This is a genomic window from Paenibacillus sp. Marseille-Q7038 (assembly GCF_965111595.1).
Genome location: NZ_CBCOOM010000001.1, coordinates 1,880,788 through 1,906,348 on the forward strand (window position 1 = coordinate 1,880,788; position 25,561 = coordinate 1,906,348).

Genomic DNA, 25,561 nt, shown 5'->3' on the forward strand with positions numbered 1-25,561 from the left:
TAGGCGATCCTATTGGTTTTTTACTTATTGATTCAGACTAAGTAATTCATACAGAATTACCGCTGCCTCAGCTCGGCTAGCTGTAGCCTTAGGCAAAAATTTGTCATTCGGCATACCGCTCATGATGCCCGCTTGCTTCATCGCTGCGATCGCCTCTTGCGCATAATCAGCAATGGCTGATTGATCTACAAAAGCGGATACTGTGTTATTCCGATTCCATGTGAGTTCAGTCGTCTTTAATGCTCGGAAAGTCATGACTGCCATATCCTCACGAGTGATTTTATCATCGACGCCAAAAGTACCGTTTTTCTTACCTTGAACGATTCCAGCTTGATAAGCCGCTATAATCGCTTCTGTGTACCATTGACCTTCCTTAACATCGCTAAACTTTTGTCTTGTATCCGTGGCTTTCAGGTTAAGTGTCCGAGCTAACATCTGGACAAATTCAGCTCGTGTTACTTCTTTTTGAGGCAAGAATAATTCATTTGTTACACCTAAAGCGATTTGACGGGCTACGATCGCAGTGATACTCTCTTTAGCCCATAACACTTGATTTAGATCAGTAAAATTCACTTTTTCATAGGCTGCGGTGAATTGACTGAAGTTGCTAACACGAAACTCCACCATAGAGGAAGCTGGATTATAGCGCCCATTGTTAATAATCTGGAAGCTTCCTTTGTCGTTTATGGAGTACACGACAACTTGTTCCTTCTTCTCGTTTTCATGTAGCGTATAAGGAAGGGCGATTAGAACCGTTTGGTTTGCACCCAAACTTCCGACCTTCTTCCCGCCGATGGTTAATTGAAAGTCGAACACGATGTTGCTTCCGACTATGCTGCGAATTGCATCAGATAATGAAGTTTGATCCATTCTCTGGATGCTGAATTCGGCATCAGCTGTAGGATCTGAGTCAGAAATTAGAGTGCTAGGTATAACAATTTTAGCTAGACCCGCGTTGATCTCGATTTCTTTAATACCTGATGCCTTAGCAGCCAGAATCTGATCAACAGGCAGCTTCACATTCACCTTTATTGTACCGCTTGGTAACGGAATATCGAACAAGATTCGGCCTGCTGTTACTTTCTTCAACGCTTCAGTGAAAGCTGCATTGCTCACTTTTGCGGTAGCATGACCATTCGCATCCTTGCTTACTTGTATTGAAGCTGACTCATTTGTATTTTGATTGGTGTTTGGTGACGGACTTGGCGCTGGACTCGGTGATGGATTCGGAACAGTCTCTTTATCCTTAAACTGCAGGACACCAAACCTAGATGTATTCGTGTACGAAAGACCGGTAAGATCATTCCATATAAATACACTATCCCTAGTACCGCCGTCCTGATCATTATTCACCTGAAGATCAAAGCCAATTGTCGTATTCGGAGTTACTTTAATCTTATCTAGTGATATTGCTGCTTCGACAACATACCCTCCTGGAACAATTTTTGTCTCCGAAGTGAAATTATCTTCCGATGCATGCCCAGCGGTCGTTCTCACATTTTTGAAATTAATACGATACTGACCATCATCATCTTGATATGCTGTTGTCTTTCCATTATTCTGATCCACAAAAATTTCAATGGAATCTTGTTCATGAGCACTTTCTTTAATAGCATCGCTTAATACGCTGTCTGTGACCATTGCATATACGTATAAGTTTTCATCATCCCACATCGTGCGGAAATCTGCTTTGGCTGCTCCACTGCCTGTCTGTTCAACTTTCACATCCGTTTTATACACAGGTACCCCCGCCCAAACTGCATCCAGTTCACCATCAATAATAGGTGTGCCTTTGATAGCCGTGCCGATTTTCATTGCTTCAATATAAGTGAGTACCCCGTATCCTTGTGTATCATGCTCCTGCGCATTTCGCGGGTCACTCCATGATACGATCATGCCATTCCCGCCCTGTTCAGAGCCATCGTTAACACCAAGGTCAGTTACTCTTACATCGAATTTGACTTTATCTCCGAGCTTTCCTTCCAGTGGAATTGCTGTTGTTAATACGTATCCACCTTCTACTTCAGTTACTGATGAGTCACCACGTGTAAATGTCCGTTTATTGTTACCACCCTCATCCGTAAACAGTTCAATCTGATCTGTAGAGTCTTTCGTGTTATCTTTTACTGCCACTCGAACATATAAATGAAGCGCGTCCCACAACAATTTTACATCTGCTTCAAGTGTACCAAGACTTTCCGTTTTCATAGCCGGAATTGTACCCCAGGCAATATCTTGAGGATCCCCTGCTTTTGGTGTACCTTGCGCTGCGGTAGCCGCTTTTCCGGAGACAGGAAGTTTGGAAGGGAATATTGTTTTTACCGCTTCAACCATTCCCCAGTATGCATATTTGATTTGATGTTGTTTGTCAAATGGGAAAGGTGCATCCTGGCGATCGATCGGACGGTTATGGAGCCAGGTGTGATCATCTGCTATGCCCCAAAGTGTCACATTGCTAATCCATCCTTCAGGATTCTTATCTGTTCTTCCAAGATCATCTAGGCGTATCAACTCTTTGAATAATTCTTTGTATCGGTACCCTTGCGATACGAGCAAGTTCTCAGGAATCGTATCATAGCTCGTCGTATTGTTGGTGTATACAGATACGTCAACCTCTGTTAATTGATTATCAAAACCTGCTTCACCGAATTTTCGAATCGAATCAGAGATTTGCTCAATGGAAGGACCGCTGATATTAATATGTGTTTGGTGACCGACTCCATCGATAGGTACACCTTCGTCTTTAAGTTTCATAACAAGATCAAACATAGCATCGCGTTTTTTCGGACTGTGTGTATTATAGTCATTGATATACAGCTTCGCAGTTGGAAGCTCTTCTCTAGCGACGATAAATGCAGTTTTAATAAAGTCTGTACCCGTTAACCGGTACCATTCACTTCTGCGCATACCGTCCGGCTGACCTTCATCAATGACTTCATTAACTACATCAATATCGTGGATCGTAACTCCCATATCCTTAAAGTGGCGAAGCACAACTTGTATATAATTCGTTAGTCTATCCAGGACAAGTTTTTTATTTTCTAGTGTTGCTTCAAGAGCCTTGCCATTTGCATCCTTAAACATCCACTCTGCAGCCTGTGAGTGCCACGCAAGGGTATGCAGCCGTAAATTCAGGTTATTGTCCATCGCATATTTTGCAATTTTATCCGCTGATGAAAAGTTCCAATTTCCTTCGGACGGACTCAGGGACTGCGGTTTCATTGAGTTCTCAGCTACAACCGAATTATAGTGGAAATCAAGAAGCTGCTGAATGTTTCCACTCAATTGAGGAGGTTCCACTGCTGCCCCAATATCGAAATATTTCTCATAGACCGTTTGAAGAGCATCAACGTCGGTCTGAATCGGCAGCGGCTTTGGACCAGATACAGGAGCACTTATAGACAACCCAAAATCATCTAGGTAAAACGATCTTGTCTCAGCAGGCTTTTCTGCTGATTCAACATAAACGTTAAGTACTTCAGGTGCCGCAGGTACAGTATATGTACCTTTTAGCTGTACCCACTCTCCTGATGTGACAAGTACGTCTGAGGACACATTTGAAAAGCTGCTTTCGCCTGATTGAACCGATATTCGAAGTGTCGTTGGCGGCGAATCAGGTGCCATTTTCACCCAAGCGGATAAGTCGTATTTATCGTTTGGATTCATCTTTTTTAGTACATCGAGAAGAGGTCCATCATACTGCTCAGAAATGGTAGTCAGCAAGCTTTTTGAACCGTCTTTCGTATGATTATCTTGATCAGTGATACTAATCTGACCCTCTCCAAAGCGACGAATCCAATCACCTTGGCCGCTTTCAAAATCGAATGTATTACCTGGTTGATCAATTCCCCCATCACCCGGTAATGTTGGCTCAGAGTCTTCCGGCAGTTTGACAAGTTTAGCAGAGAACGTATCGATGTAATAATCAACCGTTGCATTGTCGGTAGATTGTACGTACACTTGATATCCGCTCGCACGCTTATCAACTTGAACCTCTCCTACCAGATGTACCCAGTCGGCTTCTGTTACGGTATTTGAGTCGATTTTGACGTAAGTAGCCGGATTCTCTTTATCATCTATTTTTGGCAAATCAGATTGGTTCAGTGTCAATTCAATGGTAGCTGAACCTGCTTCTTTTAATTTGGCATAGATTGAGAACTCATAGGTAGCACCCTTCACCAGCTCTTCTGTTACATTAATGCCTGGTCCATTCCATGTCGCCGTACGTCCCGTTGTTAGCAAACTTCCCTTGCCGCTCTGCGCATCATACGTACTTTGTGTAACGGTTTCAGAACCACGCTTGAACCACTGATCAACTCCTGTTTCAAATTCACTGCTTACAACCGTATCTCCTACTTCTGCAGCATTCACTTTCGGAAGCCAAAGACTTTGCGGTGCCATGATGGTTATACACATGATGAAAGCTAATACACTAGATATTTTACTCCTCATTACTTTACCTCCCTTTTTATTCGCATCGTAAAGCAAGCGCTTTCAAAATGCTATGCGTTACTCTTAATCTATTATGATGGGTAACAAAGTTGATGGACACCTGACAAACTATAGATGTTATTGTAAAAATCAAAGATGTTACGGTAATAAATATGAAAAATAAAATTACATAAAGCTTTTTACATCCTCCCAAGATGGGTAAAAGAAGTTATAATTCGGTTACATGGAAAAACATGGTTGAAAAAATTAGTCTTAATTGCAAACATCTATTACAAATGTTCTCTGGGAGGAAAAGAAAAAGTGATCGAACAACCGAAATCGGAAAGTTTCATTTCTCTTGTAAAAAAAGGGAATGCTTCATCTGCTATTGCGATGGCAGGGAATGCGCTGCTTGCTCTATGCAAAGGAGGAGCATTTTTATTCAGTGGAAGCGGAGCTATGTTTGCCTCAGCGATGCATTCGCTTGCAGACGCCATTAACCAAGGGTTTGTGTTTGTCGGTAGTGTATTGTCTGAGAAAAAGCCAACAGATCGTTTCCCTACTGGATTCGGACGTGTAATCAACATTTTCTGTATGATTGCAGTCATCGTCGTTACCATTATGGCTTATGAGACCATTCATGAAGGGATTCATTTATTGCAGCATCCTACCGGCCATTCAGGTGGTCTATGGATTAATATTGGGGTACTGGTACTGAATATTATCATTGACGGTGCCATTTTGTTTAAAGCGATGAAAGAGATCCTCAAGGAATCGCGCGCTCCTGAAGCAAAAGGATTTGCTCTTGTTCCCGCCGCTATTAAAAATGTGGGTCGGGCTGCTCCGCCAACAAGACTTGTATTCTATGAAGATGTGGTTGCTGTACTAGGTGCACTCTTTGCCTTGATCTCTGTCATCGTCATTGCCCTCACCAATTTTGCACTCATGGATGGAATTGTCACCACACTTATTGGCTGCTTGATGATTGCCGTTGCTTTCCGGGTCGGTTATGACAATATGATCGGTTTGATCGGGGTTGCTGCTCCTCAAGATATTGAAGACACCGTATCACAAACGATTTTTGCAGATACGCATGTAGCAGATATTCAAATGATGCGCATTATTCAAGAAGGGCGTTATTACCATGTGGAGGGATTAATTGAACTTCATAAAGGGTTGACGCTTGCTGATGCCGATGATGTTAAATTCCGGATCCAAGAAAAAATCATGCAAAATCCAGATATCGCGGATGCCGTGATCTCTATTATCGAAGATGATGGAACTCCGAATTGGCTTAAAAAGGATACAGAAATTTTAAAATAAATATATATAAAAGAGTTGTGCTTTATAAAAGCATAACTCTTTTTTTACTTTCTATAGCTATTATGTGTCTTGACTTGCAAGTTCAACGGTTGGAATGTACCCGGTTTCGTAACTAGATTCAGCTAAAATATATTGTCTCAAAAAAGCGAATAAAATTGTTTTTCAAGCTTTTTCTCCTTTAATGATGATTGTCGAGCGTAATTCATAAATTGTTCAAACTATGATTTATCTCCCCGTTTATTTATTACAACATCAGCTTAGCTCAGAGATGGCCCTGAAATCTGATATTCATTTCTATGATTCATGTCACTTTCTCAAAGCATGTCTAATATATTTCATTTTCCCTCCCCCATCTTAAAAAGAATCGCAACACCTTTTTTGATTTAAAATCCGTAAAAAAGAAAGCTGAAAAGCTACACAGATTCCCCCTATCACATCTTACTTCTCTAATTTAAAAAAGATATAGAGACTACTTCAAGCAAAGAGACCCATTTTTGTAGCAATTTATCTACACAAATTCTGCTTGCTGATTCAATCTCCCACTCAATTGACGAAAAAAAAGGCTTGAATTAAGATACAAGTGAAAGTATTCACAAACATTTGTGTCTGACTTAAATCATGAATATAGATATCTGCGATAACATGTGAATTCTTTCACTATACAAATATTGGATCAAAATGATAAGGGGTGTGTCCTAATGTCAAAAATTATTACTGCAATGGAAGCTTCTAAACTGATAAAAGATGGCGATACAGTGGCAGCAAGTGGATTTGGATTATCCTGCTGGGCCGAAGAAATGGGTATTGCGATTGAAAAACGTTTTCTTGAGACAGGTCATCCAAAAAATTTGACCGTGATTCATGCGAGTGCAGTCGGTGACCGCCGGGATAAAGGAATGAGTCACCTCGGTCATGAAGGCTTAATTAAACGATGGATTGGCGGCATCGCTATTGCTTCCCCTGCTATGGCAAAACTGATTGAAGAAGATAAATGTGAAGCTTACAATTTGCCGCAAGGTGTGATTACTCAGCTCTATCGTGAAATTGCAGCAAAACGTCCCGGCGTGATTACCAAAGTAGGACTAGGCACTTTTGTCGACCCACGAATTGAAGGTGCCAAAATGTCTCCCTCTACAAAAGAAGATATCGTTAAAGTAATCGAACTTGAAGGCGAAGAATGGTTGTTCTACAAATCCTTCCCTATCCATGTTGCTCTAATTCGAGGCACAGTAGCGGATGAGAACGGAAATCTAACGCTTGAAAAAGAAGGGCTTCATATGGAAGTTCTCCCGATCGCTCAAGCCGTACGTAATTCTGGCGGTATTGTTATTGCTCAGGTTGAATCGGTTGCGAAGGCTGGCACACTAAGTCCTAAAGATGTTGTGGTTCCCGGTATCTTAGTTGACCATATTGTCGTTGCAGATCCTGCAAACCATTTTCAAACCGAAAACACGCAGTACAATCCAGCATTTTCAGGACATATCAAAGTACCAATGGAAAGCATTGAAGCACTTCCACTCGATGAGCGCAAAGTTATTGCCCGCCGCTCTGCTGCTGAGTTAAAACCTAATACCATTCTTAATCTTGGTGTCGGTATTCCTGTCAACGTATCTATTGTCTCTGCAGAGGAAGGCGTAAGTGATCAACTTATTCTAACGACGGAAGCAGGGTCTATTGGGGGCGTACCAGCCGGACTGAAAGATTTTGGACATGCATATAACAGTGAAGCCATCGTTGATCATCATGCTCAGTTTGATTTCTATGATGGCGGCGGGATTGATCTCTCTGTGCTTGGTCTGGCACAAACTGATGGAGACGGCAATGTGAACGTAAGTAAATTCGGGACTCGTGTTGCTGGATGCGGCGGTTTCATTAATATATCTCAATCCGCGAAAAAATTAGTCTTTGCAGGTACGTTTACGGCTGGAGGATTAGACGTTCGTGTCGAAGACGGAAAACTGAACATTATTAAAGAAGGTAAATCCAAAAAATTCGTGAAACAAGTTCAGCAAATTACGTTTAGCGGTGCCTATGCGACAAAAACAAACCAACCTGTCATCTATGTAACGGAACGTGCTGTGTTTGAATTATTAAACGGAAAGCTAACTTTAACCGAAATGGCTCCAGGTGTTGATCTTCAAAAACATATTCTAGATCAAATGGAATTTGAACCTGTCATCTCCCCTAATCTAAAACAAATGGATCCTGGTATCTTTCAAGAGCAATGGGGAGAATTGAAAAACATCCTTTTTAAACAATCACAAAATTAATAAATGATAGAAAGGGATACAATCATGCAAACAAAACTGAATCGATGGACAATTTTATGGGCATCTACCCTTATTAATTTATGTGTAGGTGCGGTATATGCCTTCAGTATATTCGCTTTACCATTATCCGAAAAATTTAATGCTTCGATGGGCGATATTATGATGGCCTTCACCATCAATGCTGCCATTTCTCCTGTCCCGATGATTCTCGGCGGTAAATTAGTGGATAAAGGCGGTGCGAAAAAGGCGATTTTTATTGGTGGTACCATGTTCGGTCTTGGGTTCTTGCTGTCGGGGCTCGCAACCGCTCCATGGATGCTTTATATCACTTATGGCTTAATCGCCGGTATAGGACAAGGGATTGTTTACGCTTCGACCATTGGTAACACAGCAAAGCTTTTCCCAGATAAACGAGGACTTGCTGCTGGTATCGTAACTGCGGGTTACGGTGGCGGAACAGTAATCATCTCTCCTATTGCGAATGCCCTAATTAGCAGCAATGGTGTGAATATGGCTATGGTTACCCTCGGAATTGCTTTCTTAGTCATTATTCTTGGCTGCGGATTCCTAGTGAAACCAGCACCCGCAGGCTACATGCCGGAAGGTTGGATTCCTCCTGTCTCATCAGGCGCAAAAAACAGTGTGAACTTCCACTGGAAGGAAATGATCAAAACTCCTTTATTCTATGTTATTGCATCTATGTTCTTGATTGGTGCACTATCCGGAATGATGGTAACCTCAAATGCTTCTGTTATCGGTCAAACTATGTTTGGTTTAACTCCAGCAATAGCTGCACTATATGTAAGTTTGTACAGCCTCAGCAATTGCTTGGGCCGTGTATTCTGGGGAGCTGTTTCCGATAAAATTGGTAGATTCAAATGCCTTATGATGATTTATCTCGTCATTTCAGTAATGATGTTCATTATTGCACAGTCAACCTCAGTAGCCGGGTTCGTCATTGCCATTGTCGGCATCGGACTTTGCTTTGGTGGAACCATGGGTATTTTCCCTTCCATTGTCGGAGAAAAATTCGGCATGAAATATTATGGTGTAAATTACGGAGTTGTCTTCATCGGATATTCCGGCGCTGCATTCTTTGGACCAAGAATTGCTTCCAGTGTAGCTGCAGCGAATGATGGGAACTTCACTAATGCATTTTACATTGCACTCGTTATTTCTTTAGTTGGTCTACTGTTAACATTTGTATATAACGCTATGGATAAAAAGAATAAATACACTTCAACATCCACACAAATGTCAATGGAAACAGCAGAATAATCAAATTTAAATATCAAAACCACTTCATTATTATAATTAGGAGGAATTACAAATGTCTATTACTAAACTTCTAGGAATCAAGTACCCTATCTTCCAAGGTGCTATGGCACAAATTGCACTTGCTCCTCTCGCGGGCGCAGTATCCAATGCAGGCGGGCTTGGTATTATCGGTTCTGGCGGGTTATCCGCTGATCGCCTTCGTGAAGAAATTCGTAAAACTCGTGAAATTACAGATAAACCTTTTGCCGTAAACCTAATGCTCATGATGCACAATATCCCAGAACTCATTCAAGTGGTTATTGAAGAAGGTGTTAAAATTGTAACGACTGGCGCGGGAACTCCAGCTCCTTACATGCAAACTTTTAAAGAAAACAATATTATTGTTATTCCGGTCATCCCTTCCGTAAAAATCGCGAAGAAAATGGAAGCTCTAGGTGTTGATGCTGTCGTTGCTGAGGGTACGGAAGCTGGTGGTCATGTCGGCGAAACGACTACAATGGCACTTGTTCCTCAAGTTGCGAGCGCTGTGTCTATTCCAGTAATCGGGGCTGGCGGTATCGCTGATGGTCGCGGTGTTGCTGCCGCATTTGCTCTGGGTGCCCAAGGTGTACAAGTAGGTACTCGTTTCTTAACAACGGTTGAATGTCCAACTCATGAGAACTTTAAGAAAGCCGTGCTTGAAGCTACAGATACCAGTACAACAGTAACAGGCCGCAGCATTGGTGGTCCGGTTCGCAGTATCAAAAACAGCATGATTGCCAAATACCTAGAACTTGAAAATGCAAAAGCAAGCCGTGATGAATTAGAAAAATTATCCCTTGGCTCACTGCGTAGAGCCGTCTTTGAAGGAGATACAGATAACGGTTCTGTCATGGCTGGTCAGATTTGCGGTTTATGCAACGAAATCACAACCGTGGAGGAAATGATTACTTCCATGTTCGAAGAAGCAAAACAAGTATTTGATCAGCTTGGAAAAGTAACTTTCAATGAGGCACCCGAGTTAGCATTTGCTTAATATGACTCTTTAACCTGGACATTTATCTTGGATGTCCAGGTTTTCTTATGTCATGTTTCTTTTAACGTACGGCATTTGGTTGGCTAAAATGGTTTGAAACAGCCTATAATAGAGTTGTACTTCTTATTCATTAAATAAACTTGGATTGCTGATAAAGGAATGACACTTATGAAAAACACTGAGAATTCAGGAAAATCGCAGGAGCAGAATGTTTTTCCTTCTACCCTCTTCGTAACAGATCGCTTTGGTAATATTCTAATCTCTAATGAATTTACTGCACTGACGATTGGGATGCCACTCGAAGAGATTTTAAGGTCCAACGTCATGGATCTTGTAAGTGCTGGATACTACGATTATTCGATTACGATGGAAGCAATTAGAACAAAAAAAAGAGTTACTAGAAAAATTAATACAAACCGAGGATTTCGTATTCTATCTACCTCAATTCCGATCCTTGAGCCAGATGGAGAAATTCAACTTGTAGTAACGACATCTAATAAATGTTCTATTGAAGAAAGTAATATAGAAGCCGAGGAAACTGAACCTTCTAATAAAGAATTGGATGTTCATATAGATCCACCTGATATTGTGGCTGAAAGTATTGCAATGAAACAAATTATAAAAGTATGTGACCAAATCGCTCCTTACGATAGCAAAATTCTAATCACTGGGGAATCAGGAACAGGTAAAGAAGTGATTGCGAACTATATACATCAAAAGAGTAATCGTTCAAAGGGTCCTTTTGTAACTTTAAACTGCGCTGCGATTCCGAGCTCCTTATTTGAATACGAAATGTTTGGCTATGAAGAGGGTGTACATGACAGTAGTTCAAAAAGGAAAGTAGGACTTATTGAAACAGCCCACCAAGGAATCCTATTTCTTGATGAGCTGTCAGAGATGCCGCTGGATATGCAGACAAAGTTACTTCGAGTCATTGAGACGAACGAACTTCGAAGAGTCGGAGGAATTGAAAATATCAAGGTGGATTGTCGTTTCATTGCAGCTACGAACTGTGACCTTTGGAAACTCGTGAAGCAAGGGAAATTCAGACAAGATCTCTTTTACCGAATCAACGTCATTCCCATTCATATTCCTCCCCTTCGTGATCGTAAATTAGATATCGTGGGCCTTCTCTCTAGGTTTATTGATGAATTCAATCAAAAATACAATAAACATTTCTTATTAAGTGCAAATGAATTTCAACACATGTTATCACTTAGTTGGCCGGGAAATGTGCGGGAATTGCGTAATTATGTTGAACGATTGGTAATTATCAATAATCTGTCTTTAAAAAGTAAGAATGAAGTAGTTACAGACTGGTTTGCACTCGATTATTTCATTAACAACAATCAATCTCAATTTAATTCACTGAAAGATTTCACAACGATAACAGAAGGACGATTTATTGAAAAAGTGCTTGACTCCTGTCAAAGCAACATAAGTGAAGCTGCTCAGAAATTAGGTGTCCATCGTTCTGTTATCTATCGAAAGCTTAAAAAAATGGATGAGATTTTAGAAAATGATCGACTTTAAACTAAAGAGATCTAGATGTTTGAATTACTAACGTCTAGATCTCTTTATGCATGTTTAGATCCCTTGCATTGCTTTACGCACATCATAAGGATCAATATCTATATCGAGCGGTAACCCGAGTGCCAACTTCGCAAGCTGACTACCAATATAAGGACCCATCGTGAGGCCTGATGAACCGAGCCCATTAGCGACTAACAGCCCCTCCCACTCCGGAACCGTACCGAATACGGGCAAAAATCCGGGAGTAAACGGACGAAAACCGACCCTTACCTCTTGAAGTGAGCTGTTTACTAAACCTGGTGCGACTTCCAGCCCTTTTGTGAGCACTTCATACATTCCGCCTGCGGTAACTCTTGTATCATATCCTTCCATATCATTTTCGTGTGTAGCTCCAATCACAATCTTTTGATTGTCAAAAGAAAGCAAATATTGATCGGAAGGTGGCATAACTACAGGCCATAGACCTGTATTCTCACCATCTGGAACTTGCAGATGCATTATTTGCGCTTTTTGATAACTTACTTGAAAAGAAATATCTAAAGCTGCTAGCAAAGATGCAGCCCAAGCCCCTGCACATACGATCACTTGATCAGCTGGAATACGGTCCGTTCCCACGGATACCCCTGTTATTTGGTTTGACTGATGCTGGAGTACAGCATCTCCATGGATTACGGTTGCTCCTTTTCGCTGTGCCGAGCGGATTAGTGCATCACGCAGTGCACGGCCGTCAACACGAGCCGCACCGCTGATATGTACAGCATGGTAATCTTCTTTTAATAAGGGAAAACGTTCACGCGTTTCTTTTTCTGTAAGTCTTGTGATTTCCCCTATTTCTGGCGCATCTGGCTTACGAATATGTGCTCTTTCCTCTATTCTCCTGGTTTTCTCTACATCGGTATGGATACTAAGAGCACCCACTTTCGCATATCCGGTTTCTGTTTCTCCTTCGGCTTCAAGTTCTTGAATTAGATTCGGGTAAAATCCCGCCCCCGCCTTTGCAAGCTGGTACCAATCTTGATTACGCCTCTGTGATAACCACGGACATATAATGCCAGCAGCTGCATCGGTGGCTTGTCCTACATCACCGCGGTCTATAAGAATGACCTCTGCTCCCTCTTTTGCCAAATGATAAGCGGTTGATGCTCCTAGAATCCCTGAACCGATGACAATGACTTTCTTCTTCATGTATTACATTCCTTTCCTTACAACCTGTATCCATGATAACAAACCCGCACTTCAAAAAGAAGGCGGGCTGTTAATGCTTAAGGTTATTTCGTTAGGGTTATTTCTATTGAACGAATCCATCATAGTATATAGAGATTAAAAAATACCAGCTTTAACTGAAGTTTGTTTAATTCCGTTCGTACCATAAACCACGGTATTCCCCCAGCTTGTAAGACTTCCATTCGGACCTGTTGCAAGATCTAAGTAATTCAAATCCGCACTATTTCCATGCCATGACCAGGCCAGCCAGCCGATTCCTTTTTCTTGTCCATACTTCATAATGGCCGTTTCATCTACATCTGCCCCTTGATGATATCCACCAAATTCACCAATGATAAGCGGCAGGCCTTTGTTGATGACATTCTCCATATTTGTCTTCACGGACGCTGCATCTTTCCCAGCAAATTCATACATATGAATGGAGAACACTGTATTCTTCTGAGAGTCCGCTGCAAATACACTTTGTCCAGAGTCGACTATCGATTGCGGGTATTGTCCCCATCCTGCGGCATCCACAATTAATGTGTTTTTAATTCCTGCATTACGAAGCTTCGGAATGGCCTGTTTGTATCCATCAGCCCATCCGCTGCTGTTCCAGCTTCCATACCATTCATTCGCAATGTTGATCATGACTCTGTCTTCTTTTCCGATAAAAGCATCCTTCATGCTGATCCAATAATTTACGGCTGCATCAAGCGATGCATAATCATCTTTTCCTGTTGCATCATGCACTTCAAGAATAGCAACCATTTTATGCTGTGAAACCAAAGAAATGATATTTTTAACACTATTGATATCATCTTTAGTGTACTGACTTCCATTTGATAATACGATACGGACGGTATTAGCTCCCGTGCCTGCTATCGCAGGAATGGCTGTATTTAGATCAGACTTAAACCATGTATGTGCATAATTAATCCCTCGCATCACAAAAGGTTTTCCCGTGGAGTCGTAAATTTTGGTTCCGCTTACATAAAAGCCTGTTGCAGCTTCTGCTTTCGGCACGATTCCTCCAAAGGCGAACACAGTAAGTACGGCTAAGATGGAAATAAAACTTTTTTTCACTCGAAGCATATAACTACCTCCTCATTTTTATTTATTTCAATTCACATCTTCTTGATGGAACTAAAACCAATGTAAGGTTAAACTTGCACTTTATTTAAGTTATTCAGCGAGACAAAAATAATAAAACAAGTTAACTTTATCGATTAAGTTACCTTGAATTTTACACAAGAAACCGCTTACAGTAGATGGTCTATAGTGCTTATTTTCTGTCTTTCTTTTTCCGTGTTATCTTAATGGTTATCCCATGAAAATGATTCAAAAGTCCGTCAGCATAACAGTTCTAGAACCTAGCCAAGTGAAATAAAAATGATGACCCCTGATAAGTAGGAGTCATCTAGATTTGCGAACTGGTTACGAATTTACTTGCTGATAAAATGCGTTGATTACAGATTCAGCAGGCTTACCGTATACACTATAACCATCATCTGTCGCGGCAATTTCTTCCTTGTATAATAAACCTGGCCAATCCCATAGACCTAAACCTCTAACCCATGGACGCGCACGAGTATGTTCAATCATCGCCTCATAATAACGCGCTTGTTCCTCCAAGGACACTCCGCCGGAAAGTCCCCAATCATTAGGAGTGAAGGAAGAACCTTCTCGGCTTGGACATCCTGCTTCTGCAAAAAAGAAAGGCTTATGATAAAAACCAATTTCTTGTTCAATTCGATCAAGTTGTCTTTCCCAGTCATCGATAGGATAGTATCCGCTAGATGAAATCACATCGACTGCATCCCACCAGTTGACATTAGATTCCTGATACTTGTCTGTGTTATAACTGATGATTCCCGTATATTCACCACGGACTTTAGCAATCAGTTCACGCCATTCATCAGAGCGGCGTTCAGTCTGTACCATCTCGCACCCTACAATCAGCATCTCACAATTTGATGATTCTGCTATTTTTGCGTAATGAAGTTGGTACTCCGTGTAACTCTTGAACCAATCCTGCCATTTCGGCTCACAAGGCACATCCAAATCAAAAAAGTTAATATGTGCTCGCCAAGTTCCATCACTACAGTTTACGGTAGGCTTTAGTATGATTTTTAGATCAAGGGAACGAGCATACTGAATCATATCGATCAGTTCCTCATCCGTTACCATGTGATCCCCTTTATAATCAACTTGAGTGGAATGAGGTGTATCTTGTAGAGCAGCAAGAGCAAAGATAACATAATTGCTATTCGTTCTTTCTTTCATTAGCCTTAGTGATTCTTTTGCTTCCGATTTCGTAAAATCACCTTTCTTATTTAACCAACCGAAAGTAAAACCTTTAATATATTCTAATTCCAACGGCATTGATCATATCCCTTTCTTAGATGAGGCCGATCTCATGATCGTCTGCTATATCTTCATGCGTATTTTTAATATATTCTACAATTTCGTTTACATCCGTATAAGCAACACCTACATAGGAATCCGCAGCTCCGTAGTAAATTGCAATTCTGCCTGTATCTGCATCTTGAAGGGTGGCACAAGGGAAGATTACGTTGTTAACGAATCCTCTCTCTTCATACCAAGTCTCAGGAGTAAGTACAAAAGTAGAGGAACGATATTTCACTTTTGAAGGTTGCTCTTTATCAAGGATAACGGCACCCATGCTATATACGAAACCATTGCAAGTACCCGTTACACCATGATAGAACATCAGCCAACCTTCTGAAGTTTCGATAGGAGCTGGTCCGCCGCCAATCTTCACAGATTGCCACCATCCTTGACCGCCTTTACTCATGACGTGACGATGTTTCCCCCAATACACGAGATCAGGACTTTCACTAAGGAAAATATCACCAAATGGAGTGTGTCCGCTATCACTTGGTCTGGACAACATTAAGAACTTACCGTCTTTCTTCTTAGGGAACAGAACTCCGTTACGATTGAAAGGCAGGAATGGATTCTCAAGTCGAGTAAACGTTTTGAAGTCCTCTGTTTTCGCAAATCCCAAAGCAGCTCCGTAAAAATCCGTACACCAAATGATGTAATAAGTGTCTTCTACTTTTACTACGCGAGGATCATAAGCATAATTTGGTCGATAAGGCTGGCCGTTATCATCTGTGAACACGATCGCTTCTTCCTCAATTTCCCACTGTAAGCCATCATTACTTTTTCCTAAATGTAAATGAGGACGTCCGTTGATGGTTTCGGCACGAAATACACCCATATAACCATCCTCATATGGCACTACTGCACTGTTAAAGATTCTGGCAATCCCTTTCACCGGATTACGATCAATAATTGGGTTAGCTGAATGTCTCCATACGGGTGTCGTAACCCCTTCTGGTCTGTTCTCCCATGGCATGTTCGGCAAAGCTTGTCCAATAATATTTACTTTTGACATTGTAAAATCCCCTCTCCATTTTTTAGAATTATTTAACAGAACCATTTGTTAAACCATTGTAAATATACTTTTGAAGGCTCATGAATATAATGAGTGTTGGAATAATCGCTATCATAATTCCCGCACTGATGACTTCCCATTGGGATCCATAAGGACCCTTAAATTTAAATAATGCGGTCGATATTACTTGTAAATCTGTTTTCGGCATATACAGGAAAGGTGTATAGAAGTCGTTATAAATATTCACACCTTTTACAATAATGACAGTGACGATCGCCGGCATAAGTAATGGTAGAATAATTCTCCAATAAATCGTAAAGTACGACGCACCATCAAGCATCGCTGACTCATCTAGTGCCTGCGAAATGGTATCTAGGAATTGCAAGAAAATATAAACCGCAATGATATCGGTTCCTAAATACAGCACGATTGCTGCCCATCTCGTATTCATAAGATCAAGAGCATTGATAATCTGGAAAGTGGCTACCTGTGTTGTTACACTAGGAATCAGGGTTGCCAGCAGGAAAGCACCCATAAGCCATTTTTTGCCTCTAAATTTAAACCGGCTTAAGATATAAGCGATCATAGAACCAGTTAAAGTTGCACCTACAATGGAGATAATTAATATGATAAAAGTGTTCATAAATCCGATGAGCATATTTCCATCAATAAAGGCAGTTACATAGTTACTAACGTTCGTCCAATCCGATGGTGGTGTAATCGGACTCGTCGTTGCATACTCTTCTTTTGTTTTAAATGAAGCAAAAAATACAACCATGATCGGTACAATGGCGACGAGAGAACCTACGATTAAAGATATATATTTAATAGCCGATGCTACTGATTTCTTAAGGGTAAACATTAGTTATCCTCCTTAATGACAAGACGCTGCAACAAGGTGACGATGATGACGATAAATAAAAGCACCACTGCCATCGCTGAGGCAAGACCGAACTTACCATATTTGAATGCCATATCAATGGTCTGGATAACAAACGTTTTACTGCCATTTGCTCCGTCAACCATAATGTACGGAATATCAAAAGCACTGATCGCGCCGCTAATCGCAAGAATTAGATTGAGTTGTACGATCCGTTTAATACTCGGGATAATAATATGTTTGAATTGATGCCATTTGTTCGCACCATCAATATCCGCAGCTTCATAAATATCTTTATCAATAGAGGAAATAGCCCCGAGGAAGATAATGAAGTTAAAGCCCATATATCTCCATACGGAAGCACTTGCAAGTGAAATATTAATTACGTCTGGGTTACCAAGCCAAAGGGTAATATACTCACCAAGCCCGAGTGCATTCAGTAACGTATCAAAGGTTCCATCTGGTCTAAAAAAGAATAAAAATATAAAACCAATGGCAACTCCATTCAACATATAAGGGAAAAACAAAACGCCTTTAAAGAAGTTTTTAAACCGGACTTTAAAACTTAATATCGTTGCAAAGTATAGAGCCAGACCCATTTGGAAAAAGGTAGCTACAAAGTAGTACAAGCTTACTTTAAACACAGCAAAATATTCAGGATTTGTAAAAATGTTAATATAGTTTTTAAAACCTACATATTCCATGTTTTTGCTGTAACCATTCCAGCTCGTAAAACTGTATTTGAACATATTAACTACGGGCAGGTAAGCAAATGTAACTAATAGAATAATCGGAATTAATGAGAACGCCAGTATAATTAATTTTCTCTGATTGGCGTAACTTAAATTAGATAATTTAAACATGCCATACCTCCACTTATCCAGCCATTTAATATGAATTTTCAGAAGATCATCTGCACTGTCGTAGATGATCTTCTGAACCATTCGCTATCTCTATTCGGCTACTGTTTTACGAGCTTCTATCCAAGCATCATTCAGGTCTTTCATAATGTCATCGAAAGATTCTTTTCGGTTACCAAGCGCCGCTTCAATAATTCTTTTCTTAAAGTCAGGCTGCCAGAGACCAACTTCCGCTTCTTTATCAATTTTGTCTACTAAACCTTCTTGTCCTTCTTTGGAAGCTGTAATAGTTTTAAACTCAACGCCTTTATCGCCGTACTCTTTCAGAATCTCAGGAAGTTCCGCGCCAACAACCGCACTGATGCTGCCTGCTTGTTCTACTGCATAGTTAGATTCATGAATGAAAAAGTCTACCCATGCTTTTGCCGCCGCTTTATTCTTACTATTTACGTTAATAGCAAGGTTGTAATCTGCTCCGAGCGGTACGATTACTTTGTCCGCATTGGTAGGGAAAGGCATAAATCCAATATCATCTGGGTTGGTTGCCGAAGCTTTAATTTGGTCAATCGCCCAGGATCCAAGAACCATAGTCGCTATTTTTCCTTGACCTAAATCTGCTTTAGAACTTTCCCAATCTGTTGTGGTAGGATCTCGTTCGATCAGACCCTCTTTCGTTGCATCAAACAAAATTTTATAAAGATCATAATGTGGCTGACCTGCTACAAAGTTCTCATCACTGTTTGGCTGTGTAACATTCACATAATCTACATCACCAGCTACAGAAGTAAGATCAGATTCCCACTGTGTCAGCGGCCAACCTGCCGCATAGTTTGTGTACAATGGAGTAGCATCTGTCTTTGCTTTCACACTTCGAAGAGCTTCCATAAACTGATCAATCGTTTGCGGAACTTCCGTTATACCCGCATCTTTAAACACTTGCTTGTTATAGATGACACCGGAGTATGTAATAGCTACTGGAATTCCGTAGATGGTATTGTCTACCATTCGTTCTTCAATACCTGTGTACTTTGTTTTCATCTCATCATAGCTTCCTAGTGGTTCAAAGAAACTGGGAAGGTCTGCAACAGGAACACTGGTTGGGATCAAGAGAACATCACCATATTCATCTGTGTTCATCCGAATTTTGATTTGACCTTCATAATCAGAAAGTGCTTCAAAATTCACTTTTACATCTGGATACTTTTCATTAAACTTCGCGGCGTAATCTTTGAATACCGTATCAACAATATCTGTTCTCTGCGTTATAACAGTGATTTCACCTTTAATCGCCCCAGGATCGTCTGTTGCTGAATCACTTGAATCATCTCCTCCATTAGAAGAGCATGCTGCCAAGATAGAGATGATTAGAAATACGGATAAAAATTTAAATAATCCTTTTTTCTTACTCACATTCATAACCCCTTTCAAACCTTTTTTAAGTTAACGATTAAGTTACAAACCAAAGTTTATAATGATAACGCTTTCCAGTCAACCCTTATTTTTGTTTTATTTTCCCTTTCTTTTATAGTGAACTGTTTCCGTTAAATCATTGACAAGCATTAAAAAGATATTTACTATTTGATTAAGTTAACGTTTACTTAAATATATTTCATTTTAGAGAGGTTGTGACTTTTTGGTCCATTCTTTAAACACCCTAACTGCCGAGATTCGAGATGAATGGATATCCCATATTCTTCCTTTCTGGATAAATATGAAGGATGATGAACAAGGGGGATATTACGGGGAGCTGGATTACAACTTGAAGTTAGATCAAACCGCAGCAAAAGGCGGAATCGCAAACTCCAGGATCCTGTGGTCTTTCTCAGCTGCTTATCGATACATAAACTCTCAAGCGTATGCTGAACACGCCCATCACTCCTTCCGTTTCCTGAAAGAGAAGCTTCTTGATCCTGAATTCGGCGGAGTATATTGGTCTGTTGATTATCAAGGGAATCCGCTCGACACACGCAAACATATCTATAACCAATCTTTTGCCGTGTATAGTTTAAGTGAGTACTACCGGGCATTACGAAATGAAGAAGCTTTGGAACTTGCAAAGACTTTATTTTTCCTTATAGAAGAAAAAGGGTATGACCCTGGGATCAACGCCTATAAGGAAGAATTTAATCGCAGTTGGCAAGAACAGCCTAACGAGATGTTAAGTGAAAATAATGTCATCGCAAGCATAACGATGAATACACACATTCATATCTTGGAAGCGTATACTACGCTTTATCGTGTGTGGCCCGATAGCAGAGTTCAAGCTGCGCTTGAAAATCTACTATGTATACTTCATGACCGGATGTATGATGCAAAACTAGGCAGACTTCATGTTTTCTTTGATCAGCACTGGAATTCTCTCCTAGACCTTACTTCGTACGGTCATGATATTGAAGCAAGCTGGCTTATCGATGATGCTATGCAAGTTATCAGTTCTGAGAATCCTGATCACAAAAAAATGATTATTAATTTGGCTTATTCCGTTGCAAAAAGTGCTATTCAAAGTGATGGCTCTCTTGCTAATGAACGCGAAAAAGATCATTTGGATACGACAAGAATATGGTGGGTACAAGCAGAAGCTATTGTAGGATTCTATAACGCCTATCAGCGTACGAACGATCCGTTATTCATGGAACTTGTTACAAACCTATGGAAATATACGAAAGACCATATTATTGACTCAAGACCTGGAAGTGAATGGGTGTGGGCAGTAAAGGAAGATGGCAGCCATGATCAGCGTGAAATCGCAGGAGCTTGGAAGTGTCCCTATCATAACAGCCGTTTTTGTATAGAAATCATGGAGAGGATGAATGAATATGATACACAAAAAATATAATGAACTGCTTGCAAAACAAGAGGAATTGCTTAACAAAAAAAATAAAGTGAACGAACAATTTTACAATGGAATCTATGATCGATATGAGAACCCCGTTCTTACACGACATCACGTTCCCCTTCACTGGAGATTTGACCTGGATGAAGAACAAAACCCTTACTTTATGGAAAGACTCGGGATTAATGCAACATTAAATCCAGGCGCGATTTTTCATGATGGAAAATACGTACTTGTATCACGCACAGAAGGTCTAGATCGCAAATCTATTTTTGCTTTAGCAGAAAGCGATAACGGTATCGATAATTTCCGTTTTGTAGGAGAACCTTTAGTATGGGAAGATATTGATGAGAACGAGACGAATATGTATGACATGCGGCTCGTAAAACACGAGGATGGATGGATTTATGGTATCTACTGTTCTGAACAAAAAGATCCGGATGCAGCTCCTTTTGATACCTCTAGTGCAGTTGCACAAGCTGGATTCGTACGTACGCAAGATCTGAAGACTTGGACAAGACTTCCTAATATTAAAACAAACTCACCGCAGCAGCGTAATGTGGTTCTTCACCCTGAATTTGTAGATGGTAAATATGCATTCTACACTCGTCCTCAGGACGGATTTATTTCTACAGGATCTGGAGGCGGTATTGCTTTTGGTTACTGCGAGGACATTGTAAACCCTGTTATTGATGAAGAATTTATTATTGATGAACGTCAGTATCATACTGTGTATGAAGTAAAGAATGGACAAGGCCCTGCACCGATCAAAACACAGCGCGGCTGGATTCATATCGCTCATGGAGTAAGAAACACGGCGGCCGGACTACGCTATGTACTCTATACGTTTGCGACTAGTCTTTCGAACCCTACAGAAATCATCGCCAAACCAGGCGGCCATTTCCTAGCTCCTTATGATGATGAGAGAGTCGGAGATGTATCAAATGTTGTGTTTTGTAACGGAGCTGTTGTGAATGATCAGGAAGAAGTCTTCATTTATTATGCATCCAGCGATACTCGTATCCATGTGGCAACAACAACCATCGACAAATTGATCGATTATACATTTAATACACCAGCCGACACATTCCGTTCCCTGGGTTCCGCAGCACAGCGTGCACAATTGATTAAGAAGAACGAATCCTTATTAAAAGTAACGAAATAAATTCGCTTTTTAATATGAATGTCACTGCATTATTTAATTCATCTTCTTTATTCGTTTCCCATAAGAAGGTATACTTAACATGCGTATAACTAATTACATTAAAAACATTAGTTTACTTCATATATAATCAACACCCGCGGGAATAAAGGAGATGATGTGATGAATAAAAACATCACTATGCGTGACATAGCGAACCAGCTTGGCGTGAGTAGCGTAACGGTGTCGAAAGCACTTAATGATAAAGAAGGCGTAAGTGACGAGCTCAAAGAGCGTATTAAACAGCTGGCAAGTGAACTTGGATATCGAGTAAATATGGCAGCTAAAACGATGCGTGAAGGATTAACCTATAATATTGGGGTCATTATTCCTGAAAGATTTACGGGTCCCGATCAATCCTTTTATCTACGTGTCTATCAAGAAATATCAAAGTCCTTAGAAGCCACTGGGTATTATGGAATTTTGCACATTCTTAGCAGTTCGGATGAAGAAGGACTTCTTCTTCCTCGGATTTACTACGATCGTAAAGTAGATGGCTTTATCGTGCTTGGTCAAATTAATAGGTCTTATATAGAAGTGATTGAGAACATAGACCAACCAAAACTGTTTTTAGATTTTTATGACGAGCACTCGAATATCGATTCTGTGGTAACGGATAATTTCTATGGTGCTTATGAGCTTACAAATTATTTAATTCAACAAGGACATCGAGAGATTGCATATGTGGGTAACCTTTATTCCACAAGCAGTATTCAGGATCGTTTCTTAGGATACTATAAGTCTCTGCTCGAGCATCATATTCAATTAGAACCCAAGTGGATTATCAATGATCGGGACAAGCAGGGGACCTACATCGACATTGAACTCCCCTCTCCGCTTCCTACTGCATTTGTATGTAACTGTGACCAAGTAGCATACTCTGTTGTACAAAAGCTCAAGCTGATGGGTCACCGGGTTCCAGAAGATTGCTCCGTTGTTGGTTTTGATAATGATATTTATGCCACTCTTACGGAGCCTCATCTAACCACCATTGATGTAAACATCAGTCAAATGGCTCAAACTGCGGTTCAGTCTCTTCTTCGTCAAATCAATCATCCCGATGTTCGCTTTGGCAGACTGATTGTACAAGGTGAAATCATCTTCAGAGATTCCGTAAAACCATTGAATGCGGCAGCTACAACGGAATAACACAAAAAGGATGCAGAGCAATAATAGCTCTGCATCCTTTTACGTTTTTTAGTTTATACTTCTTTTTGTATATTTTCTACGTTATTATCTTCTGTCTTCGGTTCATCTTCGGAAGATAATTCATGTAGTTGAAACATGTGAATAAAATCATCATTAATCATTTCGGTTGCTTTTAATTCACCGCTAATCACTTGTTTAATCGATTCAAACTGAGGATCATTCAGTTGCTGCTGTAAAGTCTCACGATTTACACGAAGCTTATCTAAAAAGGCGACCGCTCTGCCGCGACGAAAAGTTTGTGTGCTTTTGGGATGCGAATCCGAGAAATCTTTCTTTTTAGGTTTAGACCTATGTCCATGGTCTCGGTGTCTTCCACCTTCTCTATGCCTTAATTCGTCATTAGGTCCATGTTCGTCACGCATTGATTGCCCTCCTATATTATGTATACATTTGTATACATAATATATACAAATGTTAATACGATTACTCTAGTCTGTGAATGATCTTCCGTTTTCAGAAATTATGTTCCATAATAAACATCCATTTTCCCAGTAGGAAGAGTGGTCGCATTCCATACGGCAGCCAGATTATCAGGAGCAATCGTTACAGCCGTAATATAATCACCGATAAGGTCTGTAGGGATCGGCGATATTCCGTTAGGGTTGAATGAGGTCGTTGTGACCCGTCGGTTCGTAAAGGAAGCTCCCCCGTCAAATGACTCAGCTACAAACACATCCAGAAGAAATCCATCAATCCTGTTCGTATAATAGATCACACGTATGGTTCCCGTAAATTGCGACACTGTAATAGAAGGACTGAAGTTTTGCGAACCTGCCGGCGCTCCCGTAATACTAACCGGCGCCGCCCACTGAAGACCATCGGGAGAATTGCATAACAGGATATCGGTATAACCATTTCTAGCATCATTCCATACGCCATAAACATTACCGCTAAAGGGTCCATTTGATATATCTGCACCTAAACTTAAATTGGTCTGAACACGAAAGTTATAATTAGGTACAGGCAATGGGGATGGTGCTTTGACTACAGAAGATATGAATGAAGACTGCCTTAGAACGGGAGGTTGATAGGTTATTCCTCCATCATATGATATTCTCAAAAAAGCGATTGGGTTAATTGGACCTGTTAGGATGAAACCAGCATAGACTTGCCCTGAAAAACCAATCGCAAGTGCTGCACGATCATGAAATCCTCGCGGATCTGAAATACGATCTGGTGCTTCCCAGTTCAAACCTTGGTCCAAGGACCGCTGTACAAAGATAGCAGATGCAGATCCAGCAAGTGGTGTATAACCGACATATGCATTCCCACGGTATGGGCTACCGGGAGATCGATCTACTGATATAAATGGTTCATCATTATGCACTACTGTACCATATCCGCGCTGAACAAAGACAGGCAATGACCAAGTTTCGCCGTCATCAAAAGAGGTATAGCTGACGATTGTACCGTCATTCAAATCATTAAAAACATGTACGGTTACAATGAACGTTTGCGGAAACGTATAATCTATGGTAGGTGCTTCCGCTCCTGAGAACCCTGTGGGTTGAGGAAGGATTTCAGTGGTCCATGTTACTCCACCGTCTATTGATCGATAAAAACCGGTTCGTGTAGGTCCCGAACTTGTATCTACGGCTACGACGCATAGAACATTTGAATTTAAAGTATTTACTGCAATGGAAGGCTCGAACTGCGTACCGCCAAGTCCTGCAGTTATATTAACCACCGGCATTTCATTCACCCTCCCTTTTTCTAAGAAGTAATCGCAAATTGATCAATGTACGTCATTTCAGATTGAAGGACACGCTGAATGATTCCTCCTGCTGAATCGATGCCATATACATGGGTCATGGTGCTTGTTGCACTGAAAAAATCACTCTGAACTTCATAATAGCCTGCGTCTGAAAGTGCATAGAGTAATGTTTTTGCAGTAAGCGGCAGAACTTGAATTAAATTTAGACCGATTGATGTTCGGCTTGTTAGTGATATGTTCCACTTAAAAACTTGAATTTCAATATTAGAAGGAATATAGGGTGAATCATTTAAACAGGTTACTAAGATTTGCGTTGCCCCGCTTACACCCGAAGAATTATAGATTAAACCCGTAGAATATGGCACAAGTCTCCCTCCTTTCAGCTTA

The 25,561-nt window shown here is 40.6% G+C and carries 19 protein-coding genes; 8 read left to right on the forward strand and 11 right to left on the reverse strand.

From position 1 onward, the window contains the following. Nucleotides 1-24: 24 nt before the first annotated feature. Nucleotides 25-4,452, reverse strand: coding sequence for an endo-1,4-beta-xylanase (locus ACWPWY_RS08965; RefSeq protein WP_454191364.1), 4,428 nt, complete (start codon nt 4,450-4,452; stop codon nt 25-27). A 300-nt stretch (nt 4,453-4,752) separates the two neighbouring features. Between ACWPWY_RS08965 and ACWPWY_RS08970 the strand changes: the two genes are divergently transcribed. The 5 genes from ACWPWY_RS08970 (at nt 4,753) to ACWPWY_RS08990 (ending at nt 11,850) form a co-directional block, all read left to right on the forward strand. After that, nucleotides 4,753-5,754, forward strand: coding sequence for a cation diffusion facilitator family transporter (locus tag ACWPWY_RS08970; protein WP_454191365.1), 1,002 nt, complete (start codon nt 4,753-4,755; stop codon nt 5,752-5,754). A 698-nt stretch (nt 5,755-6,452) separates the two neighbouring features. Continuing rightward, a complete protein-coding gene (locus ACWPWY_RS08975) occupies nt 6,453-8,024 on the forward strand; it encodes an acyl CoA:acetate/3-ketoacid CoA transferase (protein ID WP_454191367.1) in 1,572 nt (523 codons plus the stop codon). Nucleotides 8,025-8,048: 24 nt separating this feature from the next. Continuing rightward, the gene (locus ACWPWY_RS08980; RefSeq protein WP_454191368.1) at nt 8,049-9,302 is read left to right on the forward strand and encodes an L-lactate MFS transporter; all 1,254 of its coding nucleotides are present in this window, start codon (nt 8,049-8,051) and stop codon (nt 9,300-9,302) included. 52 nt (nt 9,303-9,354) lie between these two features. Continuing rightward, nucleotides 9,355-10,317, forward strand: a complete 963-nt coding sequence (locus ACWPWY_RS08985; protein ID WP_454191370.1) for a DUF561 domain-containing protein — start codon at nt 9,355-9,357, stop codon at nt 10,315-10,317. A gap of 168 nt (nt 10,318-10,485) precedes the next feature. Further along, nucleotides 10,486-11,850, forward strand: a complete 1,365-nt coding sequence (locus tag ACWPWY_RS08990; protein WP_454191371.1) for a sigma-54 interaction domain-containing protein — start codon at nt 10,486-10,488, stop codon at nt 11,848-11,850. Nucleotides 11,851-11,904: 54 nt separating this feature from the next. On the opposite strand, the gene ACWPWY_RS08995 is transcribed toward ACWPWY_RS08990, so the two are convergent. The 7 genes from ACWPWY_RS08995 to ACWPWY_RS09025 all read right to left on the reverse strand — a co-directional run bounded on the left by ACWPWY_RS08995 (nt 11,905) and on the right by ACWPWY_RS09025 (nt 19,633). Beyond that, a complete protein-coding gene (locus tag ACWPWY_RS08995; RefSeq protein ID WP_454191372.1) occupies nt 11,905-13,035 on the reverse strand; it encodes an NAD(P)/FAD-dependent oxidoreductase in 1,131 nt (376 codons plus the stop codon). Between the two features lie 135 nt (nt 13,036-13,170). Further along, nucleotides 13,171-14,148, reverse strand: coding sequence for a glycoside hydrolase family 5 protein (locus ACWPWY_RS09000; protein WP_454191373.1), 978 nt, complete (start codon nt 14,146-14,148; stop codon nt 13,171-13,173). 342 nt (nt 14,149-14,490) lie between these two features. Next, complete coding sequence (locus ACWPWY_RS09005) at nt 14,491-15,438, reverse strand: glycoside hydrolase family 113 (RefSeq protein ID WP_454191374.1); 948 nt, start codon at nt 15,436-15,438, stop codon at nt 14,491-14,493. Between the two features lie 16 nt (nt 15,439-15,454). Continuing rightward, nucleotides 15,455-16,477 carry a glycoside hydrolase family 130 protein gene (locus ACWPWY_RS09010; RefSeq protein ID WP_454191375.1) on the reverse strand — a complete coding sequence of 341 codons (1,023 nt, stop codon included), beginning with the start codon at nt 16,475-16,477 and terminating at the stop codon, nt 15,455-15,457. 28 nt (nt 16,478-16,505) lie between these two features. Beyond that, nucleotides 16,506-17,339: a carbohydrate ABC transporter permease gene (locus ACWPWY_RS09015; protein WP_454191376.1), complete on the reverse strand. Its 834-nt coding sequence runs from the start codon at nt 17,337-17,339 to the stop codon at nt 16,506-16,508. Beyond that, a complete protein-coding gene (locus tag ACWPWY_RS09020; RefSeq protein ID WP_213531694.1) occupies nt 17,339-18,220 on the reverse strand; it encodes a carbohydrate ABC transporter permease in 882 nt (293 codons plus the stop codon). Before ACWPWY_RS09020 ends, ACWPWY_RS09015 begins: the two co-directional genes overlap by 1 nt. Nucleotides 18,221-18,310: 90 nt before the next feature. After that, nucleotides 18,311-19,633 (reverse strand): extracellular solute-binding protein, encoded by a 1,323-nt coding sequence (locus tag ACWPWY_RS09025; protein ID WP_454191377.1) that lies wholly within the window; start codon nt 19,631-19,633, stop codon nt 18,311-18,313. A 217-nt stretch (nt 19,634-19,850) separates the two neighbouring features. Between ACWPWY_RS09025 and ACWPWY_RS09030 the strand changes: the two genes are divergently transcribed. The 3 genes from ACWPWY_RS09030 (at nt 19,851) to ACWPWY_RS09040 (ending at nt 23,400) form a co-directional block, all read left to right on the forward strand. Beyond that, the gene (locus tag ACWPWY_RS09030) at nt 19,851-21,053 is read left to right on the forward strand and encodes an AGE family epimerase/isomerase (protein WP_454191378.1); all 1,203 of its coding nucleotides are present in this window, start codon (nt 19,851-19,853) and stop codon (nt 21,051-21,053) included. After that, complete coding sequence (locus ACWPWY_RS09035) at nt 21,034-22,215, forward strand: glycoside hydrolase family 130 protein (protein ID WP_454191379.1); 1,182 nt, start codon at nt 21,034-21,036, stop codon at nt 22,213-22,215. The genes ACWPWY_RS09030 and ACWPWY_RS09035 overlap by 20 nt, the downstream gene beginning before the upstream one ends. A 159-nt stretch (nt 22,216-22,374) precedes the next feature. Then, a complete protein-coding gene (locus ACWPWY_RS09040) occupies nt 22,375-23,400 on the forward strand; it encodes a substrate-binding domain-containing protein (protein ID WP_454191380.1) in 1,026 nt (341 codons plus the stop codon). Between the two features lie 53 nt (nt 23,401-23,453). Here the strand turns inward: ACWPWY_RS09040 and ACWPWY_RS09045 are convergent, their stop codons facing one another. From ACWPWY_RS09045 to ACWPWY_RS09055, 3 genes are all read right to left on the reverse strand, one after another. Then, the gene (locus ACWPWY_RS09045; protein ID WP_454191381.1) at nt 23,454-23,822 is read right to left on the reverse strand and encodes a hypothetical protein; all 369 of its coding nucleotides are present in this window, start codon (nt 23,820-23,822) and stop codon (nt 23,454-23,456) included. A gap of 98 nt (nt 23,823-23,920) precedes the next feature. Then, on the reverse strand, nt 23,921-25,153 hold the full coding sequence (locus ACWPWY_RS09050) for an exo-alpha-sialidase (protein ID WP_454191382.1): 1,233 nt from the start codon (nt 25,151-25,153) through the stop codon (nt 23,921-23,923). Nucleotides 25,154-25,173: 20 nt separating this feature from the next. Then, a complete protein-coding gene (locus ACWPWY_RS09055) occupies nt 25,174-25,539 on the reverse strand; it encodes a hypothetical protein (protein ID WP_454191383.1) in 366 nt (121 codons plus the stop codon). Nucleotides 25,540-25,561 lie beyond the last annotated feature (22 nt).

Bases quoted from the DNA above. Each gene is read 5' to 3' on its own strand.
- ACWPWY_RS08965 (WP_454191364.1), bottom strand. From the start codon at position 4,452: ATGAGGAGTAAAATATCTAGTGTATTAGCTTTCATCATGTGTATAACC.
- ACWPWY_RS08975 (WP_454191367.1), top strand. From the start codon at position 6,453: ATGTCAAAAATTATTACTGCAATGGAAGCTTCTAAACTGATAAAAGAT.
- ACWPWY_RS08980 (WP_454191368.1), top strand. From the start codon at position 8,049: ATGCAAACAAAACTGAATCGATGGACAATTTTATGGGCATCTACCCTT.
- ACWPWY_RS08985 (WP_454191370.1), top strand. From the start codon at position 9,355: ATGTCTATTACTAAACTTCTAGGAATCAAGTACCCTATCTTCCAAGGT.
- ACWPWY_RS08990 (WP_454191371.1), top strand. From the start codon at position 10,486: ATGAAAAACACTGAGAATTCAGGAAAATCGCAGGAGCAGAATGTTTTT.
- ACWPWY_RS08995 (WP_454191372.1), bottom strand. From the start codon at position 13,035: ATGAAGAAGAAAGTCATTGTCATCGGTTCAGGGATTCTAGGAGCATCA.
- ACWPWY_RS09000 (WP_454191373.1), bottom strand. From the start codon at position 14,148: ATGCTTCGAGTGAAAAAAAGTTTTATTTCCATCTTAGCCGTACTTACT.
- ACWPWY_RS09005 (WP_454191374.1), bottom strand. From the start codon at position 15,438: ATGCCGTTGGAATTAGAATATATTAAAGGTTTTACTTTCGGTTGGTTA.
- ACWPWY_RS09010 (WP_454191375.1), bottom strand. From the start codon at position 16,477: ATGTCAAAAGTAAATATTATTGGACAAGCTTTGCCGAACATGCCATGG.
- ACWPWY_RS09015 (WP_454191376.1), bottom strand. From the start codon at position 17,339: ATGTTTACCCTTAAGAAATCAGTAGCATCGGCTATTAAATATATATCT.
- ACWPWY_RS09020 (WP_213531694.1), bottom strand. From the start codon at position 18,220: ATGTTTAAATTATCTAATTTAAGTTACGCCAATCAGAGAAAATTAATT.
- ACWPWY_RS09025 (WP_454191377.1), bottom strand. From the start codon at position 19,633: ATGAATGTGAGTAAGAAAAAAGGATTATTTAAATTTTTATCCGTATTT.
- ACWPWY_RS09035 (WP_454191379.1), top strand. From the start codon at position 21,034: ATGATACACAAAAAATATAATGAACTGCTTGCAAAACAAGAGGAATTG.
- ACWPWY_RS09040 (WP_454191380.1), top strand. From the start codon at position 22,375: ATGAATAAAAACATCACTATGCGTGACATAGCGAACCAGCTTGGCGTG.
- ACWPWY_RS09045 (WP_454191381.1), bottom strand. From the start codon at position 23,822: ATGCGTGACGAACATGGACCTAATGACGAATTAAGGCATAGAGAAGGT.
- ACWPWY_RS09050 (WP_454191382.1), bottom strand. From the start codon at position 25,153: ATGCCGGTGGTTAATATAACTGCAGGACTTGGCGGTACGCAGTTCGAG.